Origin of the sequence: Pantoea allii (assembly GCF_046529425.1) — a bacterium.
Classification (GTDB): domain Bacteria; phylum Pseudomonadota; class Gammaproteobacteria; order Enterobacterales; family Enterobacteriaceae; genus Pantoea; species Pantoea allii.
Map to the genome: position 1 here is coordinate 2,647,186 of NZ_CP125958.1, position 16,109 is coordinate 2,663,294.

A 16,109-nucleotide genomic window follows, 5' to 3' on the forward strand; every position below is an offset into this window, starting at 1 on the left:
AAAAGATGACATTTTCCGGATTAAAATACTTCTCCACGCTGATTGTTTTCACCATTGCGTTACTCAGCGCCTGGTGGGCCTGGAATTACTACATGCAGTCACCCTGGACACGGGATGGAAAAGTCCGTGCCGAATTGGTGGATATCACACCACAGATATCAGGGCGCATCGTTGCGCTAAAGGTGGCGGATAACCAGTTTGTCCATCAGGGAGACACCTTATTCACACTGGACCCGGTGCCGTGGCAGATCGAACTGAACAAAGCCGATGCGCAACTCAGCCAGGCAAAAGCCGACCTCGCCAAAGCCCAACATGAATTCAGCAGACGAAGTAAACTGCCGCGCAATACGATTTCTGGCGAAGATCTGGATGTGGCTCGCCTGAATGCGGATGCGGCGCTGGCCAGCGTGAAAGCCGCGCAGGCACAGCGGGATCAGGCGCAGTGGAATGTGCAGCAAACCATCGTTACTGCCCCCACTGACGGTTGGATAAGTAATCTGACCCTGCGACCCGGTAACTACGCCAGCGCGGGCACGCCGCTCTTTGCCCTTGTCGACAGCCATTCTTATTATGTCGTGGGCTACTTTGAAGAGACCAAGTTGCGCCATATTCATCCCGGCGCCGCTGCCCAGGTGGTCCTGTACAGCAGTGGTATGCAGTTGCCCGGCCAGGTCGAAAGCGTGGGACGGGCTATTTACGATCAAAGCCTGGAGGCGGATAACGGTTTACTGCCGGATATCAAACCTAACGTGCCCTGGGTTCGCCTGGCGCAGCGTGTCCCTGTTCGCATTCGCCTCACCGCACTTCCCGATCACGCGCGTTTAATCGCTGGCACGACCTGCACGATTACGATACAGCCATGAATCTCAATGGACTGGCCTGGGGAAACCTGCCCTGGGTGAAGGCGGATCGCAATCAATGGCGCTATGCCCTTCGTAATGCCAGCGCGATGTGTCTTGCCCTGAGCATTGCCTATGGCCTGAATCTGGATGAGCCTTACTGGGCCATGACCTCGGCAGCCGTTGTCAGCTTTCCGACCATCGGCGGTGTGATCAGTAAAAGTCTGGGTCGCATAGTGGGCAGTGTGTTGGGTGCGACGGCTGCCCTGTTGATTGCGGGCCATACGTTGAATGAGCCCTGGCTGTTCGCCTTTTATATTGCCGGCTGGCTGGCGCTGTGCACCTGGGTGGCAAACCACTACCAGAACAACGTGGCGTACGGTTTTTCGCTGGCAGGTTATACCGCGGCGATTATTGCCTTCAGCTGCGTCAATCTCACCGATATCGCCAGCCTGTGGGGCATCGCGCAGGCTCGGGTGTGCGAAGTGATTTCCGGGCTGCTGTGCGCGGGCTTTATGATGATGCTCTTGCCCAGCACTTCTGACGGCGATGCGTTAATCAACGCGCTAAAACAGATGCATACTCGCCTGTTGGAGCACGCCACATTGCTGCTGCAGGACACCCGCAATGACGGGATACGCACGGCACATGAAGCGGTGATTGGGCAGATCCTCACCATGAATTTATTACGCATTCAGGCCTTCTGGAGTCATTACCGCTTTCGCCGCCAAAATAACGTGCTGAATTACATCCTCCATCAACAGCTACGGTTGACCAGCGTACTGTCCAGCCTGCGTCGTATGCTGCTGAACTGGCCCGACGCGCCTGAGACCCTGTTTGTGGCGTTAGAGAGCCTCACACGTGAGCTGGCGAAACCAGACTGTAATAAGTACCGCCTGGCAGCACTGCTCCGCACCATTACGCCAGCCGGTGACGGCGACTATCGGCAGCGCGCTTTTTGTCAGCGGCTGCGCTATTTCTGCTGGATGTATCTCAACGTATTACGCTGGATACGGTTGCTGGAGCACGCCGATGGGGAGAGGCGCTTTCAGCCACCCGCCGTGTCGGCGCTCGCCAGTGAAAGCGACAGTGCGGAAGCGGGCTGGAGTGCATTGCGCACCTTTACTGTGGTGGTTGCGGGCTGCGCATTCTGGATGACGACGCAATGGTCCTCTGGCGCGTCGGCATTGACCTTTACGGCAATTGCCTGTGTGCTTTACGCCTCGGCACCCTCGCCCACGGGCAGCATCACATTATTACTGAAAACGCTGCTGTGGCTGTTTGCGTTTAGCTTTGTTTTTAAATTCGATCTTATGGTGCAGTTTGATCAGCTGTGGCAACTGCTGGCGATCTTATTTCCGCTGCTGTTGACTCTGCAACTGTTTCGGGTGCAACAGAAACAGCGGGCCGCCATGTGGGGCCAGTTTATTGTTTTCCTGGGATCGTTTCTGGCCGTCACCAACCCACCCGACTGGGATTACCAAACGTTTTTTGACGGTAATATCGCCAAAGTGTGTGGCGTGCTGCTGGCCTGGCTGGCGTTTCAGATACTTCGGCCCAGTTCAGACAGCCGCCGTAGCCGACGCCATATTCAGTCTTTACGTATGGCGTTTCTGGATCAGCTTCGTCCCCGACCTCACCTGAGCGAAAACCGCTTCGAGTCACTGATCTATCATAAGATCGGTCAACTCAGCAGCAGTCGGGATGAAACGGCGCGCGTCTGGTTACTGCGCTGGGGCGTGGTCCTGCTCAACTGTTCACATCTCGTCTGGCAACTGCGCGACTGGCAAACCGGGTCATCGAGACTGAATGCCTGCCGCGTGCGCGCGATGCAGGATCTGCAGCACGTGATGAGCCTTCGCGGTGTGCAGCACCGGCAACTGGATGCGGCGCTGGACGCGCTACAGACGATGATCGAGGAAACTCTGCGGGAAAATACCCGCGAAGCCGGCACGCTTGCGGGATTGCTGTGGCGATTACGCTGTTCGCTGGATCAGCTGAAGCAGGCGATTCCCGACTGATTACTGGCAATACTGCTGATGCTGCCGGTTAAAATCATCCTGCAGCTGCTGCACGGTTTTTTGTCCTTCAAACCGGGTTTTATCCGCCTCTGATACGGGCTCAATAACCAGTGCTTTTTCGTCAGGAGAGAAAATAAAGCGCCGCGAAATAAAGGTGCCGGTAAAGCTTTTCCCGGTGATCCCCCCACAAATCATCACCGCATTATGATGATAGATAGTGGTGTCCGTGAAATTGGTCTCAGTGGCGCTACGCAGAACATTCTGGCAGTGCGCGTCTTGAAGTTTTTGCATCACATCCCGACTCAACCGCTCACGCCCTCTCGCGATGTGTTCACACCGAATGCGCGCAGGATTGGTATCAATGGTGCGCTGAAGTTCACGTCCGGTTTCGGTGACCAACTGCGTATCATTCGGTTTATCGCATCCTGCCAGCAGCAAGCACAGTAACCATGCGCCCTTCCATTTCATCTGTCCTGCTCCTCAGGTTGTCAGGCTTTATGACGGGAATCAGTATCATAGGGGGGAATAAGGCGATGATGCTACAACAAATGCTCAACAAGCGAAAAGCCTTACTGGCGGCCACCTGCGCCGCCAGACTGGCCCGTCAGATAACGCCGCAGGCAAACCGGGCACCGCCGCCGCCAAGCGGTTTCGGATGATCTGCATGATTATCGCCACCGACATGGATCATCAGCGCTTTGCCTTTCACCTCACTGAGGGTTTTGATGCGTGGCGCCAGCACGGGGTAGCTTGCCTTGCCCTGCTCATCGACATAGAGAGCAGGCAGATCGCCCAAATGCCCTTCACCGTAAGGCCCGAGGTGTTTACCGGTATTTTCCGGGTCCAGATGGCCCCCCGCAGCCCCTGCGGCTACCGTTTTCCCCTCTGACTCGCCGGGTTCACAGCTGCCTTTGGCATGAACATGGAAGCCGTGAATGCCCGGTTTGAGCCCTGTCAGCATGGGCGTAAACGTTAAACCATACTTCGTTTCTTCGATCTTCACCGTCCCCACGGATTTGCCGATCCCCTGCGGCGACACGTCATGAATCGTCACCTCTTCACTCGCGGCCTGGGCGACGCCGCAGGTTAACAGCGTTAATAACGCGATGGCTTTACCTTTCATTGTGGCTCCTTTCTGCTTTGGGTTTCAGCTTAAGCCTGGCCCCGTCCTGCAAAGATTGCCGCAAATTGACGAATGTTTACGCTCAGGGTACGTCATAGCCCAGGGCAGCTTTACGGATGCGGAACCACTGCTGGCGACTGAGCGAGAGATCGGCGGCACCTGCCGCTTCGGTGACGCGATGTGCTTTGCCCGATCCAATAATAGGTAAAGGTTTGCTCGGTAAGCGCATAACCCACGCATACACCACCTGTTCCAGGCTGGATGCGCCTGTCTCCTCGCGGATTTGCGCCAGTTCGTCGCGCAAAGGCTGGAAATGGGGATCGCTAAACAGACGGCCGCCGCCCAGACATGACCAGGCCATCGGGCGCAGGCGATGCTGCTGGCAGTGGTCCAGCGATCCATCCAGCAGGACGTTTTGCTGAACGGGGGAAATTTCAAGTTGGTTAGTCACCAGGCTAAAGGGCAGCCGCGACTGTAACAGCGCAAACTGTGCAGGCGTAAAATTGGATACACCGAAGTGTAGCACCTTACCGGCCTGGCGCAGTTGCTGAAATGCCTCAGCGACCTCGTCGGCGTCCATGAGCGGATCGGGGCGATGAATCAGTAACAGATCGATATGGTCGGTGTTGAAATAGCGAAGTGAACGTTCGGCGCTGGCAAGAATGTGCGCGGTGTCCGTCACGTAATGACCAATCTGATGTTCTGGTTTAGCCCGGGTTGCAATGCCGCATTTGGTGACGATTTGCAGCTGATGGCGCAAAGCCGGCGCGCATTTTAACGCTTCGCCAAACGCCGCCTCACAGCGGTAGTCACCATAAATATCGGCATGATCGACCGTGGAAATTCCCAGTGAAAGATGGTGTTCAATAAATCCCACCAGCTGCTGAGGCGTCATGCCCCACTCCATCAGACGCCAATAGCCCATAATGAGCGGTGAAAAGTCGGGTCCCTGCGGAGCAATGGCTTGCGGTTGTAACATGGTGTTCTCCCTGTGGCACAAAAAGCGGCTGGTTAGGGAGTATAACGGAAATCGCGCAGGGGTCAGAACAAGGTAGGTTGCTGCGGTTCCTGAGGCTCGTCTTTATGCTGTTGACGCAGCAGGCGCAGGCGGCGCTGGTGACAGAGACGTAGCACCTCGCGCTTTTGGCTGTCGGTGTAGCGCATCCAGTTAAAACGCTCATCACGGCTGCGCAGGCACCCCACACAGTAGCCGCGTGTATCTGTCTGACAAATACTCCGGCATGGACTGGGCACCGGAAAAAACTCTAGCTGCTCTGCCACGACTGCTCCCACTCAAACGTTAATCCTTCTATTGAAGACAGACTGATGCATTTGTGCAAGAAATAATCACCGCACGCGCCATTTATTCACTTCCCGTCCGTGATGATTTAGCACTCTGTGCCTGCGACGCGATTAAGATTTGCATTAGACCGATTGGTCTACCAGGATAAAGCCCATGAATAAGATGCCACAACGTAATGAGACACGGGAACACTTGCTGGCTACAGGCGAATCGCTTTGCCTGCAGCGCGGGTTTACCGCCATGGGCCTGAACCAGTTGCTGACTCAGGCGGCCATCCCGAAGGGATCGTTTTATTACTATTTTCAGTCTAAAGAAGCCTTTGGCGTCGCCCTGCTGGAGCGCTACTTTATCCGCTACCTGCATGAGGTTGAGCAGCAACTGTCTCATCCCGTGGGTAAGGTCAGTGAACGATTGCTGGGCCATTTCAGGCATGCGCTTGAAGTCTTTGAACAACAGGGGCATATCGTCGGTTGTCTGAGTGTGAAACTGTCAGCCGAAGTGTGTGACCTGTCTGAGCCCATGCGCATTGCCCTGCAGCAAGGTGCCAGTCATGTTATTGCCGCGTATGCGCGTGCGCTCAAACTGGCACAGCAGGATGAAAGATTGCAATTGCCTCATCCACCCGAGCAACTGGCCGAACTGCTCTATGTGTTGTGGCTCGGCGCCAGTTTGCAGAGCAAGCTTTCCCGTAAAGCACAGCCCATGAGGCTTGCATTTATTACCCTCGAACAGTGGCTGAAAAATCCGCTGGTATAAAAAACCACAGTTTGTAGACGACCGGTCTACTTGAAAGGAGTTGTTATGGCGAGTACGCAGTTGTTTCGTCCGTTAAAAGTGGGCGCAATTACCGTTCCTAACCGTGTATTTATGGCACCACTGACGCGCTTACGCAGCATTGAGCCAGGAGATATCCCTACTCCGCTGATGGCTGAATACTACCGTCAACGCGCAGGTGCTGGCTTAATTATTACCGAAGCAACACAGATCTCTTTCCAGGCCAAAGGCTATGCGGGCGCACCAGGCTTGCACACGCAGCCGCAAATCGCCGCGTGGAAAGCCATCAATGAAGGTATCCATCAGGCAGGCGGACACAGTGCCGTGCAGCTGTGGCACACCGGCCGTATTTCGCATAACAGCGTGCAGCCAGAAGGCAAAGCACCGGTTGCCCCTTCGGCGATTCCGGCAGGCACCCGTACCTCACTGCGTGCTGAAGATGGCAGCGTTTATCGTGAAGATACGTCAACCCCGCGCGAACTGAGCATCAGCGAAATTCAGCAGATCGTGGCCGATTTCGGTCAGGCTGCCGCTAATGCCCGCGAAGCGGACTTTGACATGCTGGAGCTGCACTCAGCCCATGGCTATCTGATGCACCAGTTCCTGTCTCCGTCATCTAATCTGCGCACCGATGAATACGGCGGCAGCGTTGAAAAACGCGGACGTTTTGCGCTGGAAGTGGTTGATGCCGCGATTGCCAACTGGTCAGCAGACCGCGTAGGTATCCGCGTCTCCCCTGTCGGCAGCTTCCAGAATCTGGATAACGGCCCGAACGAAGAAGAAGATGCGCTGTGGTATATCGCTGAACTGGCGAAACGCAACATCGCTTATCTGCACATGTCAGAACCTGACTGGGCAGGAGGTACACCTTACAGCGATGCGTTCCGTCAGAAAGTGCGTGACACCTTCCCTGGCGTGATCATTGGCGCTGGCGCTTATACCGTCGAAAAAGCCGATGACCTCATCAGCCGTGGCTTGATCGATGCCGTTGCCTTTGGTCGTGACTATATTGCGAACCCGGATCTGGCGCAGCGGTTACAAAAAGATGCCCCGCTCAATCCACAACGCCCAGAGTCATTCTACGGCGGCGGCGCAGAAGGCTATACTGATTATCCTGCCCTGTAACATGCAGGCAGCCGTGAGACGTTCTCACGGCTGCGGTTATTCTTTCGCGGTTATCGTCGCTATACTTAGTAGTTGTGTCATCCGGGAATGACGTTTTTAAAAGAGGAAGCTATGCGTTTACTTCACACCATGCTGCGCGTTGGCGATTTGCAACGCTCCATTGATTTCTACACTCGTGTGCTGGGCATGCGCCTGCTGCGTCAAAGCGAAAACGCTGAATATAAATATACCCTGGCGTTTGTTGGCTACACCGAAGAGAGCGAAGGTGCCGTCATTGAGCTGACCTATAACTGGGGCGTTGACAGCTATGACCTTGGCAATGCCTATGGCCATATTGCACTGGGCGTTGACGATGTTGCCGCCACCTGCGAGCGCATCCGTAAAGACGGCGGTAACGTCACGCGTGAAGCCGGCCCGGTTAAAGGCGGCACCACAGTGATTGCCTTCGTTGAAGATCCCGATGGTTATAAAATCGAACTAATCGAAAATAAACATGCTGGACACGGCCTCAGAAGTTAAGCCGTACAATATCAGCCCGCGCCACGCGGGCTGATTCTCGTTTCCCTTCTCTCTACCTGCTGCAGACGGTGCGCTTTTTTGGCATACTACGCGTTGCCCTTTTTCTGCAATGAGATCCTGATGTCTGAATCGTCTTCCCCCAACGCACTTAATCAACGCTTTCGTGGTTTCTATCCCGTGGTTATCGATGTGGAAACGGCGGGCTTTAATGCGCAAACTGATGCGCTGCTGGAAGTCGCCGCCATTACGCTGAAAATGGATGACGAGGGTTGGCTTCATCACGACCAGACACTGCATTTTCACGTTGAACCTTTTGTTGGCTCCCTGCTGCATCCGGAAGCGCTCGCCTTTACGGGCATTGATCCCAGCAATCCATTGCGGGGTGCAGTAAGTGAATACGATGCGCTGCACGCCATTTTTAAGATGGTGCGCAAAGGCATTAAAGACAACGATTGCAACCGCGCGATTATGGTGGCGCACAATGCGACTTTTGATCTTAATTTTATTAATGCCGCGGCCGAGCGTGCCAGCCTGAAACGTAACCCGTTTCACCCTTTTGCCACCTTTGATACTGCAGCGTTAAGCGGACTGGTGTTAGGTCAGACGGTACTGGCGAAAGCCTGTAAAGCAGCGGGAATGGAATTTGACAGCAGTCAGGCGCACTCTGCCCTTTATGATACGCAGCAAACGGCTACGCTGTTTTGCGAACTGGTAAACCGCTGGAAGCGCTTGGGTGGCTGGCCATTGGCCATCGCTGAAGAGGCAACGGAAGGGAAAGAGACGGCGGAGTAAAATCCAGTCAAAAGAAAAGGCCGACGATGTCGGCCTTTTTTGTTATTCCGCTTCTTTAAACTTCTCAGCGGTTTCTTTCACCAGCGGCTGCAGTTCGCCGCGCTGGAACATCTCAACAATAATGTCGCAGCCGCCGACCAGTTCACCATCCACCCACAACTGCGGAAAGGTTGGCCAGTTGGCAAATTTTGGCAGCTCTGCGCGAATATCCGGGTTCTGCAGAATATCCACGTAAGCGAAGCGCTCACCACAGGCAGACAGCGCCTGAACCGCCTGAGCAGAGAAACCGCAGCTTGGCAGTTTCGGCGAACCTTTCATGTACAGCAGGATCGGGTTTTCTGCGATCTGGCGCTGAATTTTTTCTACAGTACTCATTATTGCCTTCCTTAATTCGTCACTTCGTGTTTCTTTATTGTAGCGACTTCCCTCCAGGACTGAAAACGAGATTTTGTGCCGGCCAGGGGTAAATCGCCATGTTTGTTAAGTCTGCTGGGGGTTTACTCCCGGGACAAGAATGATAGCCGGAATGAACTCATTAATAATTTGCAATAATTTTGCTGACTTAAGCTACTGAAATTGCTTATTTATGCCTGATTTTTACCCAAGTCATTAATTAATAAAAAAAGGACTTACTGTTTTAAAAAAAACTGGACTAGAATGTCTTCGGCACTGATCCTTGATCAGATTTTTCTTACCCTTGTCAGACACCTGTTGGATCTGACAGCTTAACCAGTAAACGGACTATGCGTTCAATTATTACGCTTCTTATTCTGGCTTTTGCGCAACTGTTCTTTAATGTCGCCGCGGCATCACCGCAGGCGCCGGTTAAGGCCAGCTTGCATAAGGTAGAGAAAAAAAGTGCGCGCGAAGATGAGCGGCGCAAACGACGCACGGTTAAAGCCTCGGCGAAAAAGAGCCGTCCCTCTACAGTGCAAAAAGCCAGTAAAACACTTAAAACCAGTAAAAATGCCACTCACACGGTTCACTCTCATAAAACCCTCACCAAAACAGCGAGTTCACGTAAGGCGCTAACGAAGAAAGTCGCGGCCAACGCCACCAGTAAAAAACGTTACGGTCATCAACGTGCGGTGAAAGTGGCCAGTGCCGACAGCAAAGAAACCGGCACCATCAAAATGAGCAGTGCACACCGCCAGCGTTATCAAAAAGCGCGTGAAACCGCGATGGCGAAGCTGATGGGCCAACTGGGTAAGCGCTATCAGTGGGGCGGTAAATCACCCCATACCGGTTTTGATTGCAGCGGCCTGGTCTGGTACGCGTACAAAGATGTCGTGAAGTTTAAAATCCCACGTACCGCTAACGAAATGTACCATCTGCGTGATGCTGCGCCGGTGAATCGTGAAGCGCTGGAGAAAGGCGATCTGGTGTTCTTCCGCATTAATGGACGAGGCACCGCCGATCACGTTGGGGTTTACCTGGGCAACGGTAAATTTATTCAGTCACCGCGTACCGGTAAAGATATTCAAATCAGTGCGTTAAGCGAAGATTATTGGCAGCGCCACTACATTGGTGCGCGTCGGGTTATGACGCCAAAAACCGTTCGCTAAACGTCATTATTTAAAAAGCCGGGAAAGGGAAACCTTCCCGGCTTTTTTATTAGTTCAGAATAGCGGTAAAGCTAAACGCGATAATCATCAACAGTGCTGCTGCCGTTGTCATTAATGACAGTTTCAAATCGGTACTCATCACAACTCCTTAGCCATGCTTTTTGTAGGGTTAAGGGATTTTCCCATACGCGCGGGTAAAAATCTCGTTTTATCCGTGCAGCCTTGTTAGAATCCCCCCTTTGTTGCGCAACAGCGCGCAACATCGGTTGCACCAGCACTTTTTTCAGACGTTATTTCCTGCCCCGATATCCCATTACCGGCCAGAAAAACGCTTTTTTTGCAGAAATAACCGTCCGCTGACGCAAACGTTTAACAACATGCTTATCAACATGTTAGGTAAGCCCGGGAGTTTGATTTTCATGGCAACAATTAAAGATGTGGCGAAACGCGCAGGTGTATCCACCACAACCGTTTCTCACGTGATTAATAAAACCCGCTTTGTTGCGGAAAATACTCGCGAAGCAGTATGGGAAGCGATTCGGGAATTACATTATTCGCCAAGCGCCGTGGCACGCAGCCTGAAGGTGAATCACACCAAAACGCTGGGCTTGTTAGCGACGTCCAGCGAAGCGCCCTACTTCGCCGAAATTATCGAAGCCGTTGAGAATCACTGCTTTGAAAAAGGCTATACCCTGATTCTGGGTAACGCGCATAACGACCTGCAAAAACAGCGCGCCTATCTGTCGATGATGGCGCAAAAACGCGTTGATGGGCTGCTGGTGATGTGTTCGGAGTATCCGGATGATTTGCTGCAAATGCTGGAAGCCAACCGCAATATTCCTATGGTGGTCATGGACTGGGGCGAATCACGTGCCGACTTTACCGATACCGTACTGGATAACGCTTTTCAGGGCGGCTACCTGGCCGGTCGCTATTTGATTGAGCGCGGGCATCGTGACATTGGCGCGATTCCGGGGCAGATGGAGCGTAATACCGGCGGCGGTCGTCATGCGGGTTTCCTTAAGGCGCTGGAAGAAGCTGGTATTCAGCCCCGCTCAGAATGGATTGTGCAGGGTGACTTTGAACCAGAATCCGGTTATCAGGCTATGCAGCAAATCCTGTCGCAAAAACAACGGCCCAGTGCCGTCTTCTGCGGAGGCGATATTATGGCCATGGGCGCTATCTGTGCGGCAGATGAAATGGGCCTGCGCGTTCCCCAGGATATTTCGGTGATTGGTTACGACAACGTGCGCAATGCGCGCTACTTCACGCCCGCACTGACAACCGTACATCAGCCCAAAGCGCAGTTAGGCGAGAAAGCGCTGGAGATGCTGCTGGACCGCATCACCAGCAAGCGCGAAGAGTCACAAACTATCGAAGTCCACCCGACGCTGATTGAGCGACGCTCTGTGGGCTATGGCCCTTACCGCGATTACCGTCGTTAATCCTCGCTTAACCACTCCTGATTTAGCGTTTGCGCATCACCCAGGTAATTGAGAAGCCAGCCCAATGCCGGTGATGCGCGATCTTCCGCCCAGCTGACGCAGCAAGGGCTTTCAGGAAAAGCCTGAGGCAAGGCAAGTTCGCTCACCTCGCCGCTATCCAGCAGCGGACGGGCTAAATGCCCGGGCACCATCGCCACGCAGAGTCCGGCACGGACGCAGTCCAGCCCGGTCTGCCATTCAGGCACCACCAGCCGACGTTGATTATCCAGCGCCCAGGTCATGCGGCGCGGTAAAGCACGCGAGGTGTCTTCCAGCACCAGCGACGGCCAGTTGCGCAACGCATCATCATCCAGTCTGCTCACCTGGGTTAACGGATGCTGTCGCGCGACAATACAGCGCCAGTTCAGGGTGCCCATATCGCGAAACGCAAACCGACCGCCCACCGGAATAGCCTGCGTTGCCCCTATCGCCACATCAACCCGTCCGTCTGCCAACGCATCCCAGACACCGTTAAACACTTCATAACTGATGTGCAGCTCCATATCGGGAAAGTGGCGATAGAAATCCCTGACAAATTGCCGGGTCCGCTGCGGTTTGACAATACAGTCCACGGCTATGCCTATCTGACCACGCCAGCCATTGGCTAACTGCTGACACTGTCGCCGGGTGGCATCCATTTTTTTGATGACGCTGCGCCCTTCGCGCACAAAATGTTCTCCCGCAGGGGTTAAAACCACCTCACGGTGCTGACGTTCAAACAGCGGCACGGCCAGCCAGGTTTCAAGCTGACGGACGGTATAGCTGATAGCAGAAGGCACACGGTGCAACTCCTGTGCGGCGGCACTGAAACTGCCACCGCGCGCGACAGCATCGACCACTTCAAGCGCATATTCAGACCACATATTCTGCCTTCAAATTTTTTAACAGCAACAGGCAAATTTTACCGTTTCACAGCATGAAGTACAGCTTTTACACTCCCCGCGTTTATCCTGCAAAAAAGAGAATCAGATGTCAGCTTCAAAAGGATTCATTCCCTATCTTGCCGTGCTCAGTATGCTGGGCTTTCTGGCGACCGACATGTATCTGCCTGCCTTCGGGGCTATGCAGCAAAGTTTCAACACCTCAGCGGGTATGATCAGCGCCAGCATGAGCCTGTTTCTGGCGGGTTTTGCCTGCGGTCAACTGGTATGGGGCCCGCTGTCTGACCGTATTGGGCGTAAGCCGGTATTGCTTGCCGGTCTGAGCTTGTTTGCCCTGGGTTGCGCAGGGATGCTGTGGGTGGAGGATGTGGTGCTGATGCTGGTGCTGCGCTTTATCCAGGCCATCGGCGTCTGCGCGGCCGCCGTCAGTTGGCAGGCACTGGTGGTCGATCGCTATCCTCCGTCCCGTGCCAATAAAGTCTTTGCCACCATTATGCCGCTGGTCGCGCTGTCTCCTGCGTTGGCCCCTTTGCTGGGTGCCTGGCTGATTGGTCATTTTCACTGGCGTTCGATTTTCGTTGTGCTGACCTTTATCGCGGCAGCCCTGATTATAATTACGCTGCGCCTGCCTTCGGTGCAAAAAACAAGCCGTTCAACACCCTCACAGCCCGGGTTTATCACGCTGCTGCGTTCACGCGCCTATAGCGGCAACGTGCTGATCTATTCAGCCTGTTCCGCCAGTTTTTTTGCCTGGCTGACCGGATCGCCGTTTATCCTGGCGGATATTGGCCTGTCGCCCGCCGATATTGGCTTAAGTTACATCCCACAGACGATTGCCTTTTTAATCGGTGGTTTTGGCTGCCGCGCGCTGCTTAACCGTTTTAACGGCGCTCGGCTACTGCCGTGGCTGCTGCTCGTCTACAGCCTGAGCGTGCTGGCGCTGTTCGCCGTCGCACTATCAGGCAGCGTTTCGCTGGCCGCTTTGCTGGTGCCGTTTTGCGGCATGGCACTGGCTAATGGCGCGATTTATCCCATCGTGGTGTCCAGTGCCCTTCTCCCGTTCCCGCATGCCACTGGCAAAGCCGCCGCCCTGCAAAACACATTGCAGCTTGGCCTGTGTTTTGTCGCCAGCCTGGCCGTATCGGCGGGACTGAGCCACGCGCTGTTGACCACCACGCTCATTATGGCGATAACGATTATACTGGCGCTGATGGGCTATCAGTTCCAGCGTCGCGTCTGCGCACAAACTGATATTGCCTCCGCGGCGCATCCCTGCCAGGATAATCACTGAGGCAACGACTTTCTGTCGTCGCAGTGATCAACACGTGATGGGCCCGCCAGCGCCTCCTGTGCCGGGCCCTGACTCGCAGTATCATCATAATAAATAGTGAATCGCAGCGTCGTTGCTGTGACGGTGTCGGTGTGGGCAATGCCCTGTGCGGACATCGGCTTGATGTCATTTCTCTGTACTCTTTTGTTGTCTGGCGCAAGGCGTCATCTGTGACTTTTCTCATAACCCTGAGAAACGGCTCCTGCTTTTCCTCAGGTTCTGACAGTTCTGGTGATGGAGTGGCTATGAGTTCATCATGTGTAGCAGAAGTGGATATTGAACGAAACCATTGGTACCGCATCGTTCATGAGTTACTGCAAAAAGCAGATATCGACATTAACGGTTCTCGTCCGTGGGATATTCAGGTTAAACATCCCGATTTTTTCAAACGCGTCCTGCAAAAAGGCTCTCTCGGGCTGGGCGAGAGTTATATGGATGGCTGGTGGGAGTGCGAACGGCTGGATATGTTTTTTCATCGGGCGCTGAAACATAAACTGGATGAACAGCTCCCCCATCACATCCAGGATATCGCCCGCATTGCGCTGGCGCGTCTGATTAACCTGCAGTCAAAAAAACGTGCCTGGCAGGTGGGCAAAGCCCATTATGACCTTGGTAACGATCTTTTTACCCTGATGCTCGATCCCTACATGCAATATTCCTGCGGCTACTGGAAAGACGCCACCACGCTTGAAGCGGCGCAGGAAGCAAAACTGGATATGATTTGCCGCAAGCTGGCGTTGAAACCCGGTATGACGCTGCTGGATATTGGCTGTGGCTGGGGCGGTCTGGCGGCCTTTGCGGCGAAAAATTATGGCGTCAGCGTACAGGGCGTGACCATTTCTGCAGAGCAGCAAAAGCTGGCGCAACAGCGCTGTGAAGGGTTGGATGTTACCATCCTGCTGCAGGATTATCGGGATTTAAATCAACAGTTTGACCGCATCGTGTCGGTGGGCATGTTCGAACATGTCGGCCCGAAAAATTATCCCACCTATTTTGCAACGGTCGATCGCAACCTTAAACCTGACGGCATCTTCCTGCTGCACACGATTGGCGCGATCAAAACCGATATGCATGTTGACCCGTGGATCGGGAAGTATATTTTCCCTAACGGCTGCCTGCCTTCTTTGCGCCATATCGCCGACGTCAGCGAACCGCATTTTATCATGGAAGACTGGCATAACTTTGGCGTCGACTACGACACAACCCTGATGGCCTGGCATGAACGTTTCCAGCGCGCCTGGCCAGCGCTGGCTGAACGCTATGAAGAACGTTTCCGGCGGATGTTCTCGTATTACCTGAACGCCTGCGCGGGGGCGTTTCGCGCGCGTGAGATTCAGCTCTGGCAGATCGTGTTTAGTCGTGGCGTCGAGGGCGGATTGCGTGTTGCCCGCTAGGACCGATAAAGGCGGACTGCGGCGAATGCGGTGAGGTTGTGGGCAAGTGCCGCGAGCGGCCCGGTCATACCTGTTGATCGGTTTACCGGGTGCCTCATCCATTGCGTTAAGGACGACGGCGACAACAAACTGCTGCCGGGCGACGGTAAAGTTTCCGTCTCCCGGCACCGCCTTATGGTTGGCATGTCCATAAGTGAGCCGTCCCGAAAGACGGCTTTTGACAGTTCATCATCGGGTCACTGGCCGTATGTCGCAAACGGCTTAGCGGCTGCTATTCATCCCGTTCCTCGTCGGGCTGATCGGCCTGATCGGCCAGCGCCTTCACTGCGGCGTTTTCACGCTGCGCCAGAACACGTTCAACCGTATCGACTATCGCCTGGGTATGAGGATCGATTTCGATATTGACCCGGTCGCCGAAAGTTTTGGCACCCAGCGTTGTTCGCTCCAGTGTCTCGGGAATCAAATGAACGCAGAATTTGGTTTTCGTCACATCACCCACGGTCAGGCTGATGCCATCAATGCCCACAAATCCCTTGTGCAGGATGTACTTCATCTGCGCGGCATCCTGGATTTTAAACCAGATTTCACGGTTGTTTTCAGAACGGATAATTTTGCAGATTTCGGCCGTGGTCATGATATGACCGGACATCAGGTGTCCCCCGATTTCATCGCTAAATTTAGCCGCACGCTCGATATTCACCACATCGCCCTGACCCAGGTCGCCAAGATTGGTCACGCGCAATGTTTCTTTAATCAGATCAAAACTAACCCGATCGCCATTAATGTCGGTTACGGTCAGACAGCAGCCGTTATGGGCGACGGATGCGCCCAACGCTAAGCCCGGCAGCAGTTCGGCGGGAAGTCTCACAACGTGAGTACGGAACAGACCTTTATCTTCAATGGACACGATTTCTGCGGTGCCCTGCACAATACCGGTAAACATAGTCTTTGCCTCTGCG

18 protein-coding genes are annotated in these 16,109 nt (G+C 54.1%); 10 read left to right on the forward strand and 8 right to left on the reverse strand.

Annotated features, from left to right (window positions below; genetic code table 11):
• Positions 1-5 precede the first annotated feature (5 nt).
• Together QNH99_RS12475 and QNH99_RS12480 are read left to right on the forward strand one after the other, a co-directional pair.
• Positions 6-863: an efflux RND transporter periplasmic adaptor subunit gene (locus tag QNH99_RS12475; RefSeq protein ID WP_410517674.1), complete on the forward strand. Its 858-nt coding sequence runs from the start codon at positions 6-8 to the stop codon at positions 861-863.
• Positions 860-2,860: an FUSC family protein gene (locus QNH99_RS12480; RefSeq protein ID WP_410516753.1), complete on the forward strand. Its 2,001-nt coding sequence runs from the start codon at positions 860-862 to the stop codon at positions 2,858-2,860. The genes QNH99_RS12475 and QNH99_RS12480 overlap by 4 nt, the downstream gene beginning before the upstream one ends.
• On the opposite strand, the gene QNH99_RS12485 is transcribed toward QNH99_RS12480, so the two are convergent.
• The 4 genes from QNH99_RS12485 to QNH99_RS12500 form a co-directional block, all read right to left on the reverse strand.
• The gene (locus QNH99_RS12485; protein ID WP_063879405.1) at positions 2,861-3,328 is read right to left on the reverse strand and encodes a hypothetical protein; all 468 of its coding nucleotides are present in this window, start codon (positions 3,326-3,328) and stop codon (positions 2,861-2,863) included.
• 136 nt (positions 3,329-3,464) lie between these two features.
• The gene (gene sodC / locus QNH99_RS12490) at positions 3,465-3,983 is read right to left on the reverse strand and encodes a superoxide dismutase family protein (RefSeq protein WP_063879404.1); all 519 of its coding nucleotides are present in this window, start codon (positions 3,981-3,983) and stop codon (positions 3,465-3,467) included.
• Between the two features lie 82 nt (positions 3,984-4,065).
• Entirely contained in the window at positions 4,066-4,962 is an 897-nt protein-coding gene (locus QNH99_RS12495; RefSeq protein WP_145393317.1) for an aldo/keto reductase, read from the reverse strand.
• A 62-nt stretch (positions 4,963-5,024) separates the two neighbouring features.
• Positions 5,025-5,264, reverse strand: coding sequence for a DUF1289 domain-containing protein (locus tag QNH99_RS12500; protein ID WP_096012659.1), 240 nt, complete (start codon positions 5,262-5,264; stop codon positions 5,025-5,027).
• Positions 5,265-5,439: 175 nt separating this feature from the next.
• Here QNH99_RS12500 and QNH99_RS12505 point away from each other — a divergent pair, with 175 nt between their 5' ends.
• The 4 genes from QNH99_RS12505 to rnt all read left to right on the forward strand — a co-directional run bounded on the left by QNH99_RS12505 (position 5,440) and on the right by rnt (position 8,496).
• Positions 5,440-6,042 carry a TetR/AcrR family transcriptional regulator gene (locus QNH99_RS12505; RefSeq protein WP_109716249.1) on the forward strand — a complete coding sequence of 201 codons (603 nt, stop codon included), beginning with the start codon at positions 5,440-5,442 and terminating at the stop codon, positions 6,040-6,042.
• A gap of 45 nt (positions 6,043-6,087) precedes the next feature.
• The gene (locus QNH99_RS12510) at positions 6,088-7,185 is read left to right on the forward strand and encodes an alkene reductase (protein WP_096012655.1); all 1,098 of its coding nucleotides are present in this window, start codon (positions 6,088-6,090) and stop codon (positions 7,183-7,185) included.
• Between the two features lie 111 nt (positions 7,186-7,296).
• Positions 7,297-7,704 (forward strand): lactoylglutathione lyase, encoded by a 408-nt coding sequence (gene gloA, locus QNH99_RS12515; RefSeq protein ID WP_063879400.1) that lies wholly within the window; start codon positions 7,297-7,299, stop codon positions 7,702-7,704.
• A gap of 120 nt (positions 7,705-7,824) precedes the next feature.
• Complete coding sequence (gene rnt, locus QNH99_RS12520; protein WP_096012656.1) at positions 7,825-8,496, forward strand: ribonuclease T; 672 nt, start codon at positions 7,825-7,827, stop codon at positions 8,494-8,496.
• Positions 8,497-8,538: 42 nt separating this feature from the next.
• Here the strand turns inward: rnt and QNH99_RS12525 are convergent, their stop codons facing one another.
• Positions 8,539-8,874, reverse strand: coding sequence for a Grx4 family monothiol glutaredoxin (locus QNH99_RS12525; protein WP_172823923.1), 336 nt, complete (start codon positions 8,872-8,874; stop codon positions 8,539-8,541).
• Between the two features lie 365 nt (positions 8,875-9,239).
• On the opposite strand from QNH99_RS12525, the gene QNH99_RS12530 reads away from it, so the two are divergent.
• Positions 9,240-10,061 carry a C40 family peptidase gene (locus QNH99_RS12530; protein WP_410515406.1) on the forward strand — a complete coding sequence of 274 codons (822 nt, stop codon included), beginning with the start codon at positions 9,240-9,242 and terminating at the stop codon, positions 10,059-10,061.
• Between the two features lie 49 nt (positions 10,062-10,110).
• On the opposite strand, the gene QNH99_RS12535 is transcribed toward QNH99_RS12530, so the two are convergent.
• Entirely contained in the window at positions 10,111-10,200 is a 90-nt protein-coding gene (locus QNH99_RS12535; RefSeq protein ID WP_019105306.1) for a YnhF family membrane protein, read from the reverse strand.
• A 280-nt stretch (positions 10,201-10,480) separates the two neighbouring features.
• Between QNH99_RS12535 and purR the strand changes: the two genes are divergently transcribed.
• Positions 10,481-11,506 carry an HTH-type transcriptional repressor PurR gene (purR, locus tag QNH99_RS12540; protein ID WP_063881167.1) on the forward strand — a complete coding sequence of 342 codons (1,026 nt, stop codon included), beginning with the start codon at positions 10,481-10,483 and terminating at the stop codon, positions 11,504-11,506.
• Here the strand turns inward: purR and punR are convergent.
• On the reverse strand, positions 11,503-12,408 hold the full coding sequence (punR, locus tag QNH99_RS12545; protein ID WP_063879396.1) for a DNA-binding transcriptional activator PunR: 906 nt from the start codon (positions 12,406-12,408) through the stop codon (positions 11,503-11,505). The genes purR and punR overlap by 4 nt on opposite strands.
• 106 nt (positions 12,409-12,514) lie before the next feature.
• On the opposite strand from punR, the gene punC reads away from it, so the two are divergent.
• Positions 12,515-13,717, forward strand: a complete 1,203-nt coding sequence (gene punC, locus QNH99_RS12550) for a purine nucleoside transporter PunC (protein ID WP_410515407.1) — start codon at positions 12,515-12,517, stop codon at positions 13,715-13,717.
• 284 nt (positions 13,718-14,001) lie between these two features.
• On the forward strand, positions 14,002-15,150 hold the full coding sequence (gene cfa, locus QNH99_RS12555) for a cyclopropane fatty acyl phospholipid synthase (protein ID WP_063879395.1): 1,149 nt from the start codon (positions 14,002-14,004) through the stop codon (positions 15,148-15,150).
• A gap of 271 nt (positions 15,151-15,421) precedes the next feature.
• On the opposite strand, the gene QNH99_RS12560 is transcribed toward cfa, so the two are convergent.
• Positions 15,422-16,093: a riboflavin synthase subunit alpha gene (locus QNH99_RS12560; RefSeq protein ID WP_145393322.1), complete on the reverse strand. Its 672-nt coding sequence runs from the start codon at positions 16,091-16,093 to the stop codon at positions 15,422-15,424.
• Positions 16,094-16,109 lie beyond the last annotated feature (16 nt).

Excerpts from the sequence above, each read along its gene's own strand:
- QNH99_RS12475 (WP_410517674.1), top strand. The coding sequence starts at position 6 with ATGACATTTTCCGGATTAAAATACTTCTCCACGCTGATTGTTTTCACC.
- QNH99_RS12480 (WP_410516753.1), top strand. The coding sequence starts at position 860 with ATGAATCTCAATGGACTGGCCTGGGGAAACCTGCCCTGGGTGAAGGCG.
- QNH99_RS12485 (WP_063879405.1), bottom strand. The coding sequence starts at position 3,328 with ATGAAATGGAAGGGCGCATGGTTACTGTGCTTGCTGCTGGCAGGATGC.
- sodC (WP_063879404.1), bottom strand. The coding sequence starts at position 3,983 with ATGAAAGGTAAAGCCATCGCGTTATTAACGCTGTTAACCTGCGGCGTC.
- QNH99_RS12495 (WP_145393317.1), bottom strand. The coding sequence starts at position 4,962 with ATGTTACAACCGCAAGCCATTGCTCCGCAGGGACCCGACTTTTCACCG.
- QNH99_RS12505 (WP_109716249.1), top strand. The coding sequence starts at position 5,440 with ATGAATAAGATGCCACAACGTAATGAGACACGGGAACACTTGCTGGCT.
- QNH99_RS12510 (WP_096012655.1), top strand. The coding sequence starts at position 6,088 with ATGGCGAGTACGCAGTTGTTTCGTCCGTTAAAAGTGGGCGCAATTACC.
- gloA (WP_063879400.1), top strand. The coding sequence starts at position 7,297 with ATGCGTTTACTTCACACCATGCTGCGCGTTGGCGATTTGCAACGCTCC.
- rnt (WP_096012656.1), top strand. The coding sequence starts at position 7,825 with ATGTCTGAATCGTCTTCCCCCAACGCACTTAATCAACGCTTTCGTGGT.
- QNH99_RS12530 (WP_410515406.1), top strand. The coding sequence starts at position 9,240 with ATGCGTTCAATTATTACGCTTCTTATTCTGGCTTTTGCGCAACTGTTC.
- QNH99_RS12535 (WP_019105306.1), bottom strand. The coding sequence starts at position 10,200 with ATGAGTACCGATTTGAAACTGTCATTAATGACAACGGCAGCAGCACTG.
- purR (WP_063881167.1), top strand. The coding sequence starts at position 10,481 with ATGGCAACAATTAAAGATGTGGCGAAACGCGCAGGTGTATCCACCACA.
- punR (WP_063879396.1), bottom strand. The coding sequence starts at position 12,408 with ATGTGGTCTGAATATGCGCTTGAAGTGGTCGATGCTGTCGCGCGCGGT.
- punC (WP_410515407.1), top strand. The coding sequence starts at position 12,515 with ATGTCAGCTTCAAAAGGATTCATTCCCTATCTTGCCGTGCTCAGTATG.
- cfa (WP_063879395.1), top strand. The coding sequence starts at position 14,002 with ATGAGTTCATCATGTGTAGCAGAAGTGGATATTGAACGAAACCATTGG.
- QNH99_RS12560 (WP_145393322.1), bottom strand. The coding sequence starts at position 16,093 with ATGTTTACCGGTATTGTGCAGGGCACCGCAGAAATCGTGTCCATTGAA.